18 protein-coding genes are annotated in these 15,543 nt (G+C 37.7%); 1 reads left to right on the top strand and 17 read right to left on the bottom strand.

Annotated elements, in window-relative coordinates; translation table 11 throughout:
- Positions 1-69 precede the first annotated feature (69 nt).
- The 17 genes from BK577_RS09640 to mce form a co-directional block, all read right to left on the bottom strand.
- Positions 70-534 (bottom strand): chemotaxis protein CheW, encoded by a 465-nt coding sequence (locus tag BK577_RS09640; RefSeq protein WP_078432690.1) that lies wholly within the window; start codon positions 532-534, stop codon positions 70-72.
- Between the two features lie 113 nt (positions 535-647).
- Complete coding sequence (locus BK577_RS09635) at positions 648-1,460, bottom strand: urease accessory protein UreD (RefSeq protein ID WP_078432689.1); 813 nt, start codon at positions 1,458-1,460, stop codon at positions 648-650.
- Positions 1,457-2,074: an urease accessory protein UreG gene (gene ureG / locus BK577_RS09630; protein ID WP_078432688.1), complete on the bottom strand. Its 618-nt coding sequence runs from the start codon at positions 2,072-2,074 to the stop codon at positions 1,457-1,459. Before ureG ends, BK577_RS09635 begins: the two co-directional genes overlap by 4 nt.
- A 29-nt stretch (positions 2,075-2,103) precedes the next feature.
- Entirely contained in the window at positions 2,104-2,790 is a 687-nt protein-coding gene (locus BK577_RS09625) for an urease accessory protein UreF (protein ID WP_078432687.1), read from the bottom strand.
- Positions 2,783-3,229: an urease accessory protein UreE gene (gene ureE, locus BK577_RS09620; RefSeq protein ID WP_078432686.1), complete on the bottom strand. Its 447-nt coding sequence runs from the start codon at positions 3,227-3,229 to the stop codon at positions 2,783-2,785. The genes BK577_RS09625 and ureE overlap by 8 nt, the downstream gene beginning before the upstream one ends.
- A gap of 9 nt (positions 3,230-3,238) precedes the next feature.
- Complete coding sequence (gene ureC / locus BK577_RS09615) at positions 3,239-4,945, bottom strand: urease subunit alpha (RefSeq protein ID WP_078432685.1); 1,707 nt, start codon at positions 4,943-4,945, stop codon at positions 3,239-3,241.
- Between the two features lie 2 nt (positions 4,946-4,947).
- Positions 4,948-5,265 carry an urease subunit beta gene (locus tag BK577_RS09610; protein ID WP_078432684.1) on the bottom strand — a complete coding sequence of 106 codons (318 nt, stop codon included), beginning with the start codon at positions 5,263-5,265 and terminating at the stop codon, positions 4,948-4,950.
- 23 nt (positions 5,266-5,288) lie between these two features.
- Entirely contained in the window at positions 5,289-5,591 is a 303-nt protein-coding gene (locus BK577_RS09605; RefSeq protein ID WP_078432683.1) for an urease subunit gamma, read from the bottom strand.
- 13 nt (positions 5,592-5,604) lie between these two features.
- A complete protein-coding gene (urtE, locus tag BK577_RS09600; protein ID WP_078432682.1) occupies positions 5,605-6,306 on the bottom strand; it encodes an urea ABC transporter ATP-binding subunit UrtE in 702 nt (233 codons plus the stop codon).
- A 1-nt stretch (position 6,307) separates the two neighbouring features.
- Entirely contained in the window at positions 6,308-7,051 is a 744-nt protein-coding gene (gene urtD, locus BK577_RS09595; RefSeq protein WP_078432681.1) for an urea ABC transporter ATP-binding protein UrtD, read from the bottom strand.
- Positions 7,026-8,099 (bottom strand): urea ABC transporter permease subunit UrtC, encoded by a 1,074-nt coding sequence (urtC, locus tag BK577_RS09590; protein WP_425435940.1) that lies wholly within the window; start codon positions 8,097-8,099, stop codon positions 7,026-7,028. Before urtC ends, urtD begins: the two co-directional genes overlap by 26 nt.
- Before the next feature lie 15 nt (positions 8,100-8,114).
- The gene (gene urtB, locus BK577_RS09585; protein ID WP_078432679.1) at positions 8,115-9,017 is read right to left on the bottom strand and encodes an urea ABC transporter permease subunit UrtB; all 903 of its coding nucleotides are present in this window, start codon (positions 9,015-9,017) and stop codon (positions 8,115-8,117) included.
- Positions 9,018-9,183: 166 nt separating this feature from the next.
- A complete protein-coding gene (urtA, locus tag BK577_RS09580; protein ID WP_078433522.1) occupies positions 9,184-10,428 on the bottom strand; it encodes an urea ABC transporter substrate-binding protein in 1,245 nt (414 codons plus the stop codon).
- 292 nt (positions 10,429-10,720) lie between these two features.
- Positions 10,721-11,752, bottom strand: a complete 1,032-nt coding sequence (locus tag BK577_RS09575) for a CAP domain-containing protein (protein ID WP_425435924.1) — start codon at positions 11,750-11,752, stop codon at positions 10,721-10,723.
- A 151-nt stretch (positions 11,753-11,903) separates the two neighbouring features.
- Positions 11,904-13,025, bottom strand: a complete 1,122-nt coding sequence (locus BK577_RS09570; RefSeq protein ID WP_078432678.1) for a M20/M25/M40 family metallo-hydrolase — start codon at positions 13,023-13,025, stop codon at positions 11,904-11,906.
- A 21-nt stretch (positions 13,026-13,046) separates the two neighbouring features.
- Entirely contained in the window at positions 13,047-14,600 is a 1,554-nt protein-coding gene (locus tag BK577_RS09565; protein WP_078432677.1) for an acyl-CoA carboxylase subunit beta, read from the bottom strand.
- On the bottom strand, positions 14,590-15,018 hold the full coding sequence (gene mce, locus BK577_RS09560; protein WP_078432676.1) for a methylmalonyl-CoA epimerase: 429 nt from the start codon (positions 15,016-15,018) through the stop codon (positions 14,590-14,592). The genes BK577_RS09565 and mce overlap by 11 nt, the downstream gene beginning before the upstream one ends.
- Before the next feature lie 160 nt (positions 15,019-15,178).
- Between mce and prli42 the strand changes: the two genes are divergently transcribed.
- Complete coding sequence (prli42, locus tag BK577_RS25960; protein WP_156931818.1) at positions 15,179-15,271, top strand: stressosome-associated protein Prli42; 93 nt, start codon at positions 15,179-15,181, stop codon at positions 15,269-15,271.
- Positions 15,272-15,543 lie beyond the last annotated feature (272 nt).

The following is a 15,543-nucleotide window of genomic DNA, read 5'->3' as shown; positions in this document are numbered from 1 at the left end:
TACTAGTTTACCATTTTTTCTGTAAGAAATGCTTTTTAAAAATAACATTAGAAACAACAAAAGCCACCTCTATTGGTGGCTCATCATCTCTTCCTTCACAATAGCAAAATTATCAAGGCTTTCCAATAACAGATTCGGGTTGATAATAGTAATCAAACGCTCCTCTAAGCTTGCTACTGCAGAAAAATATTTAGTCGATTGAAATGCACCGACCGCAATTGTCTTTAATTGACTCTCTTCAATATCAATAATTTCTTTTGCTTCTTTTACAATTAATGCTGCTGAAATCTCATCAGATTGAATGACAATTAATTTCACGTCGTTATCAATTGGTATATTTTGATGATAAAAAATCTGATACGTATCAAGGACAGGTATCAGTTCTCCCCTTACCTTTACGACACCTTTCATATAAAAGGGCATATTGGGAATGGTATTTATATCTTCCAATTTCTCAATCGAAATGACATGTTCAATAGGAATACCATATTCTTCATTACCTGTTCGGAAAACGACTAATTTTGAAACATTCATGCTATCATCTCCTCCATCAATACTTGAGGTGAAATACTAAGACTATCATACTATGAATGTTTTAGTATTTAAAGATACGATTAGTATTTATTCCGGTTTGTCATGAAAAATGGTTACCACTTCCGCCATTCGATCTTCTCTTTGTTTTCTAAGTGGTGACGAATGACCTCTTCACATACAGAAAAGACTTCTTCAATCTCCGGGGTACTAAATGCTAAAACCCTCATTGATAGTCCTTTTGCACTAAGGGCACTAATACCAAATCGCGAATGGTTTACAGAACGTAATTCAACTCTTATTTTTTCAATTAAATTTTCGTCAACCTGAGGATGAATCATAAACAATGTTCCGATATGAGTGTAGCCTTCAAGCTGCATCAATTTTTGCAAATTTTCTCCTGGCATCAATAATTGATGATCAAATACTTGTAATTCACCATCAATAAATAGTTTCAGTTTAGAAGAAATCTTCTTATACTGAAATAACTTCCCATCTTCAGACCAGCCTGGTGTAATAATATCTGTATAATAAAAAATCGATGTTTGCTCCATATAGACATTCGTAACTTGAGAAAATTGTGCGTCTTTATAAGCTATTAATGGGTCTTGTTTAACAAGTAATTCGCTTCCGGCTTGTAAAAAGCAATCCATTTCCTGACGAACACCAAATTGAAGTGACTTGTAAATTTTAGTAGAAGCTTGTGTAGTTAAGGCGAGTTTCGCACCTTCTCCAACAACTACCTCTGTTTTATATGAGTCGCCATCAACATAACCACCACCAACATGGATAAGCGTTAATAAAGGAAGACCTTCAGGCAGATATGTTGGTCTCGTAATTTTTAAAACTCCGTCAAAAAAGCTATTGCTTATGACAGAACGGTTATGCTTTTTTTCTACCGTTAACTCCAGGTAGCCGGTATATGTCATGCCTCAAGACCAACTAAAAAGGCCTCTTTGCGTATCCAATCAACCACTTCCTTTACCCCGGTACCGTCTTTTAGATTTGTAAAAATATAAGGGCGATTACCACGAGATACTAATGTATCTTTCCTCATCACTTCAAGATCTGCTCCTACATATGGGGCTAAATCAATTTTATTTATAATAAACAAGTCAGATTTAATCATTCCCTGACCACCTTTACGGGGAATTTTCTCTCCCTGGGCCACATCAATTATATAAATGGAAAAGTCGACTAATTCCGGACTGAAGGTGGCCGCCAAATTATCCCCGCCACTTTCCACAAAAATCAGATCAAGATTTGGGTGGCGTTCATTCAATTCATCAATGGCATCAAAATTCATTGAAGCATCCTCACGAATTGCTGTATGTGGACATCCACCTGTTTCAACACCTATGATGCGATCTTCTGGCAGTGCACCATTCTTGATTAAAAATTGAGCATCCTCTTTTGTATAGATATCATTTGTAATAACCGCAACCTCAAGATCTTTCATTAGCTCTCTTGTCAACTTGTCAACTAATAACGTTTTCCCTGCCCCAACAGGGCCCCCGATTCCTATGCGTATTGGTTCACTCATTTTTTTCATCCTTTCTTTACATTCATTTTTTATGACATAAATAAACGAACAGAAAGCTGTTCATGATGCATTTGCGCTATTTCAAGGCCTGGTGCACCTGCTCCAAAATCTTCTTCATTTAAAACCAAAATTTCATTCACTTTTTCTATTAAGTATGGTTTCAATGTAACTAATATTTTTTGCCCATCTGTCTGGCCAATCGGAATTCCTCTTATTGCGTTTTGAACAAGTGATGAAGTGGTAGCAAAGAGATAAGTAGAAAGCGTTGTTTCAATATCAATACCCAGTTCCAGACAAACCATTGCAAACACAACTGAGCTGTGACCATAAACTTGTTTATTTTTGATTTTTACTTGGTACATATTCAAATGCTCATTTGGAAAGAGCTGATTCATGACCTTTACCATTTGTCTGCCAACTCTCCGATTACCTTCACGAGTTTCTCTCGCCATCGCAAGTGCATTCAGCTCTTTATCTATCATCCAAACCGGTTCAATTTTGTTTGCTTTAATAGATTCATAGACTAACCTGCATGCCAGACCATCAGTGTATACAAATTGTGTTTGTAAGTATTGTTTTAAAGCAGCCAGAAAGGTTTCTTTATCCGTTATTTTATTTTCCTGGATATACGTTTCTAACCCGAAGGAATGCGAAAACGTCCCTGATGGAAAATTGGAATCGCAAATTTGAAGAAGGTGAAACAGTTGATTAGTCATGGGAATGTCCGATATGTCTAAAGGCTTTGCTCATTTTACGTTCCTCTCTTGTGTAAGGTACATCCAACTCTACTAATAATCTTTCTACAAGATAATCATATTGAACAATCATTTCATTATTTTCAAATTGTGCAGGTAAATGTCTGTTACCAAGTTGATGAGCGATTTCTCCCATTTGCAAGATACTAGTTGGCTTAATGACAATAACATCATCTGCAAGCACACTTATAATGATCGAATTTTTTTGGTCTTGGTACAGAATGTCACCGTCTTCCAACTCTTTCCCCTGTTTAAGTCTTATACCCAGCTCTTTTCCATGATCTGTTTTCACACGCTGGATTTTCTTCACTAAGTCATCACTTCTTAAATACACACGTTCTACATGATGTGGAGCTTTTTCCAATTCTTTTACGTTTCCTATAATTTGTTCAATAATCATCTTTTCACCTCAAAATAAAAAATATCGTTGCGCCAATGAAACCTTTTTATCTGGCTCACAAGTAATTAACTCACCGTCAACCATGACCTCATAAGTTTGCGGATCAACCTCGATAGTTGGTGTTTCTCCATTTAATTTCATATCCTTCTTTTTAAGTTGGCGAATATTTTTGACAACACCAATCTTTTTTTCAAGCCCAAGCTCTTCATGTCTGTGATTGTCAAATGCAGCTTTTGAAAGAAACGTCATTGATGTTGAATGCTTTGCCTTGCCGAAATTCGCAAACATCGGGCGATATAATACTGGCTGCGGTGTTGGAATAGATGCATTCGGGTCTCCCATTACACTCCATACAATCATCCCGCCCTTCACAACTAATTCAGGTTTTGCTCCAAAAAAGGCCGGATCCCACAAGACAAAGTCAGCCATTTTCCCTACCTCTATTGATCCAACATACTCTGAAATCCCATGTGTGATAGCTGGATTAATTGTATATTTGGCAATATATCTTTTCGCTCTTGCATTATCATTTTCTTCCCCTTCAACAAGTTTCCCACGTTGGCGCTTCATCTTATCTGCTGTTTGCCATGTTCTTGAGATAACTTCACCAACTCTGCCCATTGCCTGAGAATCAGAGCTAATCATACTAAAAACTCCTAAATCGTGAAGAATGTCTTCAGCTGCAATTGTTTCTTTTCGAATACGTGAATCTGCAAAAGCCAAATCCTCTGGAACCGACGGATCTAAATGGTGACAGACCATCAACATATCTAAATGTTCTGCAATCGTATTAACAGTAAAGGGGCGCGTCGGATTTGTTGAGGATGGAAGTATATTCGGGTACGATGCCGCCTTTATGATGTCCGGGGCATGCCCCCCACCGGCACCTTCAGTATGGTATGTATGAATTACACGGCCATCAATAGCCTTTAATGTATCCTCTACAAAACCACCTTCATTAAGGGTATCGGTATGTATCGCGATTTGAACATCATACAGATCAGCAACTGATAATGCTTTATCAATGTTTGACGTCGTTGTTCCCCAATCTTCATGAAGCTTAAGTCCAATTGCCCCTGCTTGAATTTGTTCAATTAAAGCCTCTTCATTGGAAGCGTTACCTTTTCCAAGAAAACCTAAATTAACTGGAAACTCATCAGCAGCTTTCAGCATTTGGTGAATATTCCATGCACCAGGTGTGCAAGTTGTCGCATTCGTACCGGTTGCAGGACCTGTTCCTCCTCCGATCATCGTTGTAACACCTGATTCAATCGCCGTCCAGATTTGTTGAGGGCAAATAAAATGAATATGTGCATCAATTCCCCCTGCTGTAACAATCAGTCCCTCTGCAGCGATTACTTCAGTAGAAGCTCCTATGACAATATCAACATGATCCATGATAAGAGGGTTTCCTGCCTTTCCAATCGATGTGATCATTCCCTCTTTAATACCGATATCCGCCTTATATATTCCTGTATAATCAAAAATTAGAGCATTCGTTACAACAAGGTCAACAGTTTCTTTCCTTGTTGCTAAAGGATGTTGTCCCATTCCATCACGTATTACTTTACCACCACCAAATTTCACCTCATCACCATAAGTCGTATAATCCTTCTCTACTTCAATGAAAAGTTCCGTGTCTCCTAGTCTCACCTGGTCGCCAACTGTTGGACCAAACATGTCTGCATATTGATGTCTCGACATACGAAAGCTCATATCTACACTCCTTTATCTAGTGCATCATTTGTTAAATTATTAAGTCCGTAAATTTTTCTTTCTCCCGAAAAGGAAATCAGCTCGATTATTTTTTTATCACCAGGTTCAAATCGAACAGCCGTACCTGCCGGAATATTCAATCTTTTTCCATAGGATTTCTTTCGATCAAACTCTAGTGATCTATTAACCTCATAAAAATGAAAATGGGAGCCAATTTGAACTGGACGATCACCATTGTTTATTACTTCCAGTTTCATCGCTTGTTTATGTTGATTACAAAGGATAGCTTCTTGTTTGAGCTTAAGCTCACCAGGTATCATTTTTCCACACTCCTGACTATAAACTATTGTATTGGTTCATGAACGGTCACTAACTTCGTTCCATCCGGAAACGTTGCTTCAACCTGTATGTCATGAATCATCTCCGGAATACCCTCCATCACATCATCTCTCGATAGTATTTGACGGCCATACTGCATTAGTTCTGATACTGTCTTACCATCACGGGCTCCCTCTAGTACCTCATAAGTTAAAATGGCGATAGCTTCCGGATAATTAAGCTTTAAGCCTCTATTTTGTCTCCGCCTGGCTAAATCTGCCGCAACAACAATCATCAGTTTTTCCTGCTCACGAGATGTAAGCTTCATCTTACCTACCTCCTTATACCGCTAAGTGCCTTTGAAGATCCTCTTCTTTTATTTCATCACAGCTTCCACTCATCACCATTCGCCCTCTATCCAGAATATAAAATTGATCAGCACAGGATAATACTGCATCTAAATTATGTTCCACCAGCATAATTCCCATCTCTTTTTCCTTTGCAATTTGAACAAGCACATCTTGAATCAACTGTACAATAGAAGGTTGAATCCCCTCCATCGGCTCATCTAATAACAATAGCTTCGGATTTGAAATTAAGGCTCTAGCTATAGCCAGCTGTTGCTGTTGCCCTCCACTTAGATCCCCGCCTTTTCGATCAATCATTTCTTTTAAAACCGGAAACCATGTAAAAATTTCCTCAGGTATGGTAGTCGAACGTTTAGATTTAGGTAATGCCTCCATTCCTAGTAGAAGATTCTCTCTAATCGTTAAATCAGAAAAGATTTCCCTACCTTGTGGTACATAAGCAATTCCGGATCTTGCACGATGTTCCGGTCTTTCCTTTTTTAGTTTTTCCCCTTCATACTGAATGTTTCCATTCTTCATAGGCAACAGGCCCATTAACACTTTCATTAAAGTTGTTTTCCCTACACCATTACGTCCAAGAAGACCTACAATTTTCCCTTTAGGCACTTCAAAATCAACATCACGTAAAATAATGGTCTCATCATATCCCGCTTGCAGGTGTGATACGTGAAGCATTTTACCCGCTCCTTCCCAGATATACATTTTTCACTTCTTCATTTTCCTGAATATCCTTCATCTCACCCTGACAAAGTACCTTCCCTTCATGCATAACCACCACTTGAGTAGAATATTTCCTCACAAAATCCATATCATGCTCCACAATTAAAACAGAACATTCTTTTGAAATTTCTAAAATTAATTCACCTGTTTTTGTTCTTTCTTCACCAGACATTCCTGCGATCGGTTCATCTAATAATAACAATGTCGGCTCTTGAATTAATTGCATTCCGATTTCCAGCCACTGCTTCTGCCCATGTGATAAAGATCCGGCTTTTTCATGTCTAACTTCAAATAATCCAATTTTCCTTAACATTGTATTAATTTTGTCTTTTTGTACATCTGTTAATTTCGCAAAAAGAATAGAAAATAATTTTTTCTTTTGTTTCATGGCAATTTCTAAATTTTCGAAAGGAGTCAGGTGTAAAAAAATACTTGGAGCTTGAAACTTACGAGCAATGCCTGCTTCGACAATCTTCTGCTCTTGAAGTTTTACTAATGAAATCTCGTCTTTAAAGGTAATTTCCCCTCCTGTGGCTCTGGTTTTTCCACAAATCACGTCTAATAACGTTGTCTTCCCAGCGCCATTTGGACCAATTAAAAACAAAACTCCGCTGGTTTCCACATCCAAATTAACTCCTTGCAAAGCCTTAAAGCCCGAAAAATCAACAACAACATCATGACACGAGAGTATCGGCTTCACTTTGTTTCGCCTCCTTTACCTTCTCTTTTTTAAAGAATTTCATTTTCAATTGTTCAACTAAACCAGCTAAGCCATTTGGTAAATATAGAACAACAATTAAAAATAATGCACCTAGGAAGATCGTCCAGAAATCCGGATATGATTCACTCAAAAAGCTTTTGGCTGTGTTTGTCAAAATAGCACCTATCGCGGCACCTAAAATGGAATAACGACCTCCAATTGCAACCCACAGGACCATTTCAATTGAAGGGATGATCCCCATCATTTCCGGGGTTATAATGCCAACTTGTAAAACAAAAAGTGCTCCGGCCACTCCTGCAAATGCTGCTGATAATGCGTAAATAAACACTTTATAAAATGTAGGATTATACCCGAGGAATCGAAGGCGGTTTTCCCCATCCCGGATCGCGATAAGCAACCGTCCAAATCGAGACTTTGTTAATAATAGTGCAACCCCCATAATGATGGCTAGTAAAGCAACTGTTACAAAATATAGTGTTTGCTTCGTAGCTGAATCTGCTAATGGGACTTGAAAGACTGTAAAAAAGTTTGTCAATCCACTTGTACCGCCGGTAATGTGTTGTCCACCGATAAATAAGGTAACAGTTACCACAACAACAGCTTGAGAAATTAGTGAAAAAAATACTCCCTTAATACGATTTTTAAATGTAAAATATCCGATTATAACAGCAATGATAAACGGCAATAATAACGCTGCTAATATCGCAAAAACAGGATTTTTAAACAACGTCCACACAAAAGGTACTTCGGTTATCCCGTTCCATTCCATAAAATCCGGGATACCTGATGGTGATGCTTCAAGCTTTAAATACATAGCCATACAATAAGCACCTAACCCGAAAAAAACACCATGACCCAAGCTTAAAATACCTGTGAACCCCCATATCAAACTTATTCCAACCGCGATAATTGCAAAGCATAAAAACTTTGCCAACAAACCCATTCTAAACTCGGAAAGAAGCAATGGAGCTACAAGTAACATGAGGAAAAAGACTCCATAATAAGCACCTTGGCTATATTTTTTAATCATACTGCACCTCCGTTAGTCTAATGCCCGAACCTTTACATTGACGAGACCAGTTGGCTTCCACTGTAGGAAAATGATAATAAATGCAAAAACAATTACTTTTGCAATCGTTGCACTAGTAGATAACTCGACAAATGTACTTAAAACACCTAACATAATGGCTGCCAGGATTGTTCCTTTTAATTTTCCAACCCCACCTAAGATAACAATCATAAAAGCATCTACTATATATGACGTACCAAGCGTTGGACCAATTGAACCAATTAACGTCAATGAACATCCGGCAATCCCGGCAAATCCACTTCCCAGAGCAAAAGCTGTACTATCTACCTTTCTAGTTGAAACTCCCAGACAGGACGCCATTTCACGATTTAACGTTACTGCTTTCATTCTTCTTCCTGATGAGGTTTTATATAAATAGATAAACAGCAAAAGAATACTAATGAGGACAAGAGCAATAATAAATAGACGTTTGTACGGAAAAGTAAGTCCAGCTACAGCAAGGCCTCCACTTAACCATTCTGGAGCTACAACTGCAACATTAGGTGCACCAAAAATCGACCGGGCTGTTTGCTGTAATATAAGACTGACTCCCCATGTCGCCAGCAGGCTATCAAGTGGCCTTTCATATAAAAATCTTACAATTGTTTTCTCCATAATAAGACCAATAAGCGCGGCAACTATAAAGGACAATGGTATGGCTAGAATAAAATAATAATCAAATAAAGATTTCGGAAGATGTTGAACAAACACTTGTTGGAGTAGATATGTTGTGTAAGCCCCAATCATGATAAATTCCCCATGAGCCATGTTTATAATATTCATAAGTCCAAAAGTAATCGCAAGACCTAGTGCAATCAACAATAAAATCGACCCTAGGCTTAGCCCGTTAAATAATTGTGAAATAATAATCGACAAGGATTTTTCCTCCTTTACTGTGAAGATAACAGGTAAGTATGACAATAAATGGAGTTAGATTATCCCATGAGGACGAGTATCACTTCTCCGGCCCTATTTAGCTTGTTACCTTCTTGTCATTTTAGATACCTAGCAAATCTAGCAAGCTAGGTATCTATTACATTTCTTATTCTTGACTTAAACCTTCAGCCCAGTCATACGACTTTAAGTATGGATCAGGCTTTACTTGCTCACCTGAGTTCCAAACCTCTTTGAATAGACCATCAGCCTGAACTTCTCCGATTCGGACAGTCTTATAAATATGCTGTGTTTCACCATCAATTTTCACAACACCACCAGGTGCTTTGAATTCAATTCCATCTGAAGCTTCTTTAACTTTATCCACTTCAAATGATCCAGCTTTTTCAACTGCTTCTTTCCATAAATAAACAGCAATATAAGCAGCTTCAATCGGGTCACCTGTTACTCGGTCTTCACCGTATTTCGCTTTATAATTTTCAACAAATGTCTTGTTTTCGGGTGTATCTGTTGTTTGGTAATAGTTCCAAGCAGCATAATGACCTTCTAATACATCTGTACCAATCCCACGTATTTCTTCTTCAGCAACACTTACTGACATAACCGGAATATCTTCTGGAGTAATTCCTGCATCTTTAAGCTGCTTAAAGAATGCAACATTACTATCTCCGTTTAACGTATTAAAAATAGCATCTGGTTTTTCGGCTTTAATTTTGCTAATAATTGTGTTGTAGTCTGTGTGTCCAAGAGGTGTATATTCTTCAGCAACTACTGTTCCGCCTTTTGCTTTTAATTGTGCATTTACAATTTTATTTGCTGTACGAGGAAATACATAATCAGATCCTACCAAGAAAATATTCTTCCCTTGATTTTCTAACATCCAGTCAATTGCAGGAACGATTTGTTGATTTGTTGTAGCCCCTGTATAAAAAATATTTGGAGATTGTTCCATCCCTTCATACTGAACCGGATACCATAGTAAACCATTATTTTGTTCAACAACTGGAAGCATCGCTTTACGGCTAGCAGATGTCCATCCTCCAAAAATGGTAGCTACTTTATCTTGTTGAAGAAGTTTTCTAGCCTTCTCAGCAAAAGTAGGCCAATCAGAAGCACCATCCTCAACGATTGGTTCAATCTGCTTTCCTAGTACTCCTCCTGCTGCATTAATTTCCTCTATTGCCATTAGCTCTGCGTCACGTAAAGAAACCTCACTTATTGCCATTGTTCCACTTAACGAATGCAAAATTCCGACCTGAACTGTATCACTTTCAGTACTCACTGTTGCAGATGAATCACTTGTTTGATTTCCTGAAGACGGTTCACTCGTTTGGGCTGCACAAGCACCGAGCATAAATACAGACATCATCATTGCTAAAAAACCTTTATTCATTTTCAACACAACAACACTCCTTCTTTTTGCATCAACTCACATTTAACGTCATAAATACCAACTCTTTATGTAAGAAAAGTTAACATCTATATAATCAAATTATACATAATTTCCCTAACTTAACAATATTTTTTTGAAAATTCCTAAAACTTTTTGTTTTAATCGCTAATAACTTTGTTTTTTGTATCCGATTTCATTAGTATTAAACATAGTTTTTATCGCTAACTTTTTTATTGTTAGATTTTATGACATAAACAAAAGGCTATCTATAATTAGATAGCCTCAAGTAGAGTTATTTTCCAATAAACATTTGTGTCCAGTGATGTCCATTAGAGTCATAACCAATTCCAATATGAGTAAAATCTTTACTTAAAATATTCTTTCTATGCCCTTCACTATTCATCCAAGCTTGAACGACTTCTTGCGCTGATCGTTGACCCTGAGCAATATTTTCCCCAGCCGTTTTATACGTCACGCCAAAATCCCTCATCATATCGAACGGTGAACCGTAGGTAGGACTTGTATGTGAGAAATAATTATTTTGTCGCATATCTTCCGATTTTTTCTGAGCAACACCGCTTAATTGTGTGTCAGCTTTAAGAGCTGGTAAACCATTCTTTTTTCTTTCAGCATTTGTTAAGTCAATGACCTGTTGTGCAACTTGACTAACACCTTGAGCCTGAGACTCATCTTTCTTTGGTGCTTCAGCAGCTGGTTGTTGTTGTTGAGGTTGAGCTGGTTCTTGTTTTTGCTGCTGATCAGTTGCTTGCTCTTGTTGCTCAGCAGGAGCTTGATTTTGCTGTTGTTGATTATTTTGCGCTTGTTGTCTATCAGTAGGTGCCTGCTGTCTGTTTGCTGACTGTTGTTGCTGTGATTGATATTGCTTTGCAATTTGATTACCATATTGAAGAGCTTGCTGCTTTTGCTGATCAATAAATTGTCTTGCCTGCTTTTCAGCTTCTTCTTTTGAATTTGCTTTTATAAATTTATATTTAGCGTCTTGGACAGCAATGGCTCTTGTATGTGGAAAATCTTTACTTGATAAATCTGTTTTTGAACTGGATATTGTCATACCATTTGGATCTTTCGTTAGCATCCGGTCTGGTACATTACTGAAATCATCGTCGTTCATGTTGTTGTCAGGATTTCTCGTATCGATATCCCGAGCAAGCGGACCATAGCTACGCCCATTGTAATTTACATTTTCTGCAACATCAACATTATCTCTATATTCACCATCTAATGCACCTTCATTGTTGTTACACGCTACTAGACCAACAATCATTACACTAGTTGCAACTAATCCGAACTTCTTTTTTATCAATACAAACCCCTCCTTTTATAAGATCACCTACCCTTTTATTTTCTTTCTTTTTCTTAAAAGTATTGATGGTAATAATCTTGTGAAATGGAGGAATTCATACATTTTGGGTAATAAACACCAAAAAGCTGTCATATAAGACAGCTTCTTGTTTTTATTGTTGTGCCACTTCTTGAATGATAGCCAAAACCAGTTCAGCGGTTTTCTCAAGTTCTTCAATTGGCATTTTTTCGTTTGTTGTATGAATTTCTTCGTACCCAACAGCTAAATTGACAGTTGGAACCCCATTCCCTGCAATGACGTTTGCATCACTGCCGCCACCACTTGTTTGAAGCTCACTGTCACGACCTATTTTAGCTGCAGCTCGCTTTGCCACTTCAACAACATGATCGCCATGACCAAATTTAAACCCAGGGTACATAACATCCACTTCTACTTCAGCTCTTCCACCCATTTCAGAGGCAACATTTTCAAATGCTTCTTTCATTTTTTTCACTTGCGCTTCCATTTTTTCCGGAATAAGCGATCTTGCTTCAGCTAGAATATGAACAAGGTCACAAACAATATTAGTCTGTGTCCCACCCTCAAAGCGACCGATGTTCGCTGTCGTTTCGTGATCAATTCTTCCTAATGGCATTTTGGCAATAGCCTTTGCAGCGATTGTGATAGCAGAAACACCTTTTTCAGGCGCTACACCGGCATGTGCAGTTTTTCCATAAATCGTCGCTTTTACTTTAGCTTGAGTTGGTGCAGCTACAATGATTGTACCTACTTTACCATCACTGTCGAGCGCATATCCATATTTGGCCGTCATAAGGCTAGGATCTAATGCTTTAGCACCTACAAGTCCTGACTCTTCACCAGCAGTAATCACAAATTCGATTTTACCATGTGCAATATTTTGTTCCTTCAAGGTCTTAATTGCCTCAAGCATAGCCGCTAGTCCAGCCTTATCATCTGCACCTAGAATTGTCGTTCCATCTGTCACTACATACCCATCTTTAATGCTAGGTTTAATGCCTTTACCTGGAACAACCGTGTCCATGTGTGATGTAAAATAAATAGTATCGATATTTTCAGTTTTTGCTTCAAGTGTACAGATTAAGTTTCCAGCTCCATGCCCTGTTGTTTTCATGGAGTCATCTTCAATCACTTCTAAGCCTAGTTCTGTGAATTTGGTTTTAAGTACTTTTGCAATTTCTGTTTCAAATTTTGTTTCCGAATCAATTTGAACAAGCTCTAAAAATTCATCAAGTAATCGTTGTTTATTGATCATCAATCATTACCTCCAAATAAGTTAAAGGGGAATATTCCCATGTTTTTTTGCTGGTCTACTTTCTTTTTTTGTTTTTAACATGTCGAGAGCCTGAATAAGCTTAATTCTAGTATCCCGCGGATCAATGACATCATCGACCATCCCTTGACTTGCTGCAACATAAGGGTTTGCAAACTTTTCCCGATACTCTTCGATTTTTTGGGCTCTCGTTAATTCAGGATCTGAACTTTGCTCAATTTCCTTTGCAAAGATAATATTAGCTGCTCCTTGTGGACCCATTACTGCTATCTCTGCATTAGGCCAAGCAAAGACAAGATCTGCTCCTATAGATTTGCTATTTAATGCAACATATGCACCACCATAGGCTTTTCTCAGGATAACTGTTAATTTCGGAACTGTTGCTTCAGAGTATGCATATAAAATTTTCGCACCATGTCTGATAATTCCACCGTGCTCTTGTTTAACGCCCGGAAAAAAGCCTGTAACATCTTCAAATGTAATTAGCGGAATTTGAAATGAGTCACAAAAGCGAATAAATCTGGCCGCTTTATCAGATGAATCAATATCTAAACCGCCTGCCAAATACTTTGGCTGATTACAAACAAGTCCAACAACCTCTCCTTTAATCCTTGCTAACCCAATCACAATGTTTTTGGCAAAGTTTTTATGTATTTCAAAAAAAGATCCTTTATCAACTACCTGTTCAACAACAAGGCGAACATCATAGGGACGAACAGTATCAAATGGAATGAGCTCTGTTAAATCCGGGCGATAATCGGATTCCCCACTATACTGAGATACAGGTGGCTTTTGTTCATTATTTTGTGGTAAATAACTTAATAATTTTCGTACTTTTAGTAAGACGTCTACTTCCGTAACTCCTGAAAAATGAGCATTACCACTAATTGTATTATGTACATTAGCTCCGCCTAAATCCTCAGAGCTTATTTTTTCACCTGTGACAGTTTCTATCACTTTAGGTCCTGTAATAAACATCTGACTAGTCTTTTCTACCATAAATACAAAGTCAGTAATGGCCGGCGAGTAGACCGCTCCACCAGCACAAGGTCCAAGAATGACAGAAATTTGGGGAATCACTCCTGAATAGATCGTATTTCGGTAAAAAACTTGTCCGTAACCATCTAATGATACCACACCTTCCTGGATTCTCGCACCGCCCGAGTCATTTAGACCGATAAAAGGTGTTCCATTTTTTGCAGCAAGGTCCATTACAGCAGCAATTTTTTTTGCATGCATTTCTCCAAGCGCTCCACCAAAAACAGTAAAATCCTGTGAAAACAAATAAACAGGTCTTCCATTTACTTTACCAAAACCGGTAACAACACCATCGCCAGGACCTTTTTTAGAAGAAAGTCCAAAATCATTGCATCTATGTTCGATAAAAGGGTTTATTTCCACGAAAGATCCCTCATCAAGTAATAGGTCAATTCTCTCTCTCGCTGTTAGTTTTCCCTTTTCGTGTTGTTTTTCTACTTTTTTATCCCCTCCTCCAAGCTCCACTTCACGTCTTTTATCATATAATTCATTGATTTTGTCATAGATATCATGATTCATCTCGATCACCACCATGGCTTTTTTCACATAACTCAACTAATACATTTTTAGCTGCTTTAGGATGTAGAAAAGCAATTAAGTTATTAGCTGCTCCTTTTCGTGGAACTTCATCAATAAGCGGAATACCGCGTATTTTTAGTTCTTCCAGCCGAATAGAAAGATCATCCACTCCGAATGCTATATGATGAATCCCTTCTCCTTTCTTTTCCAAAAATTTCGCAATTGGGCTATCTGCTGACATTGGTTCAAGTAATTCAATCTTTGTTTCTCCTCCAGCTGATAAAAAAGCAACCTTTACCTGCTGAGAGTGTACTTCTTCCATTCCCAAAAAATGTAGTTGTAAAATATCTTTATAGAAAAACAATGCTTCTTCAATTGAATGCACTGCAATACCGATATGATCAACTTTTTTTACCATTGGTAACATCCACTCCTTTTTTGTAAACGTTATCAAGATATAATAATCTTCTCTTTCTTCAAAAGAAATCCCTCTATTTTTGACGAATTAATTTCACATTTTAACGGTTGTCCGATCGATCTATTCACGATAGAATAATACTTACAAGGAGTGAAGAAAAATGTCCCGTAAAACACAAAAAGTTGTTGTTTATTTAATGATTGGAGTTATGCTGATTACGACGTTACTTGCAGGAGTTTCTGTTTGGTTTTAGGAAATTTCAGCTCCATTACTAATCAAAACAATTGAAGCAAATTTATCTCAATAAGAGAGCCTACGTTTACTTATACGATCTTATATAAAGTTTTAGACTATCTGAGCATAAAGAAATGCGCAAGCGCCTTGATCAGCTCCGACAAGCATAAGACGTAAATGAATAGAAGACGTTCTTTGTCTTCAATTCATTTACGTCTTATGACCTCGAGGGGCTAGGCGCTAAAGCTGGACACTAACACTAAGTATATAACTTTATACTTTCTTACCTGT

This window comes from Metabacillus halosaccharovorans, assembly GCF_002019635.1.
Lineage (GTDB): Bacteria > Bacillota > Bacilli > Bacillales > Bacillaceae > Metabacillus > Metabacillus halosaccharovorans.
This window is presented reverse-complemented; position numbering and strand designations above follow the sequence as displayed.

Excerpts from the sequence above, each read along its gene's own strand:
- BK577_RS09640 (WP_078432690.1), bottom strand. The coding sequence starts at position 534 with ATGAATGTTTCAAAATTAGTCGTTTTCCGAACAGGTAATGAAGAATAT.
- BK577_RS09635 (WP_078432689.1), bottom strand. The coding sequence starts at position 1,460 with ATGACATATACCGGCTACCTGGAGTTAACGGTAGAAAAAAAGCATAAC.
- ureG (WP_078432688.1), bottom strand. The coding sequence starts at position 2,074 with ATGAGTGAACCAATACGCATAGGAATCGGGGGCCCTGTTGGGGCAGGG.
- BK577_RS09625 (WP_078432687.1), bottom strand. The coding sequence starts at position 2,790 with ATGACTAATCAACTGTTTCACCTTCTTCAAATTTGCGATTCCAATTTT.
- ureE (WP_078432686.1), bottom strand. The coding sequence starts at position 3,229 with ATGATTATTGAACAAATTATAGGAAACGTAAAAGAATTGGAAAAAGCT.
- ureC (WP_078432685.1), bottom strand. The coding sequence starts at position 4,945 with ATGAGCTTTCGTATGTCGAGACATCAATATGCAGACATGTTTGGTCCA.
- BK577_RS09610 (WP_078432684.1), bottom strand. The coding sequence starts at position 5,265 with ATGATACCTGGTGAGCTTAAGCTCAAACAAGAAGCTATCCTTTGTAAT.
- BK577_RS09605 (WP_078432683.1), bottom strand. The coding sequence starts at position 5,591 with ATGAAGCTTACATCTCGTGAGCAGGAAAAACTGATGATTGTTGTTGCG.
- urtE (WP_078432682.1), bottom strand. The coding sequence starts at position 6,306 with ATGCTTCACGTATCACACCTGCAAGCGGGATATGATGAGACCATTATT.
- urtA (WP_078433522.1), bottom strand. The coding sequence starts at position 10,428 with ATGAATAAAGGTTTTTTAGCAATGATGATGTCTGTATTTATGCTCGGT.
- BK577_RS09570 (WP_078432678.1), bottom strand. The coding sequence starts at position 13,025 with ATGATCAATAAACAACGATTACTTGATGAATTTTTAGAGCTTGTTCAA.
- BK577_RS09565 (WP_078432677.1), bottom strand. The coding sequence starts at position 14,600 with ATGAATCATGATATCTATGACAAAATCAATGAATTATATGATAAAAGA.
- mce (WP_078432676.1), bottom strand. The coding sequence starts at position 15,018 with ATGGTAAAAAAAGTTGATCATATCGGTATTGCAGTGCATTCAATTGAA.
- prli42 (WP_156931818.1), top strand. The coding sequence starts at position 15,179 with ATGTCCCGTAAAACACAAAAAGTTGTTGTTTATTTAATGATTGGAGTT.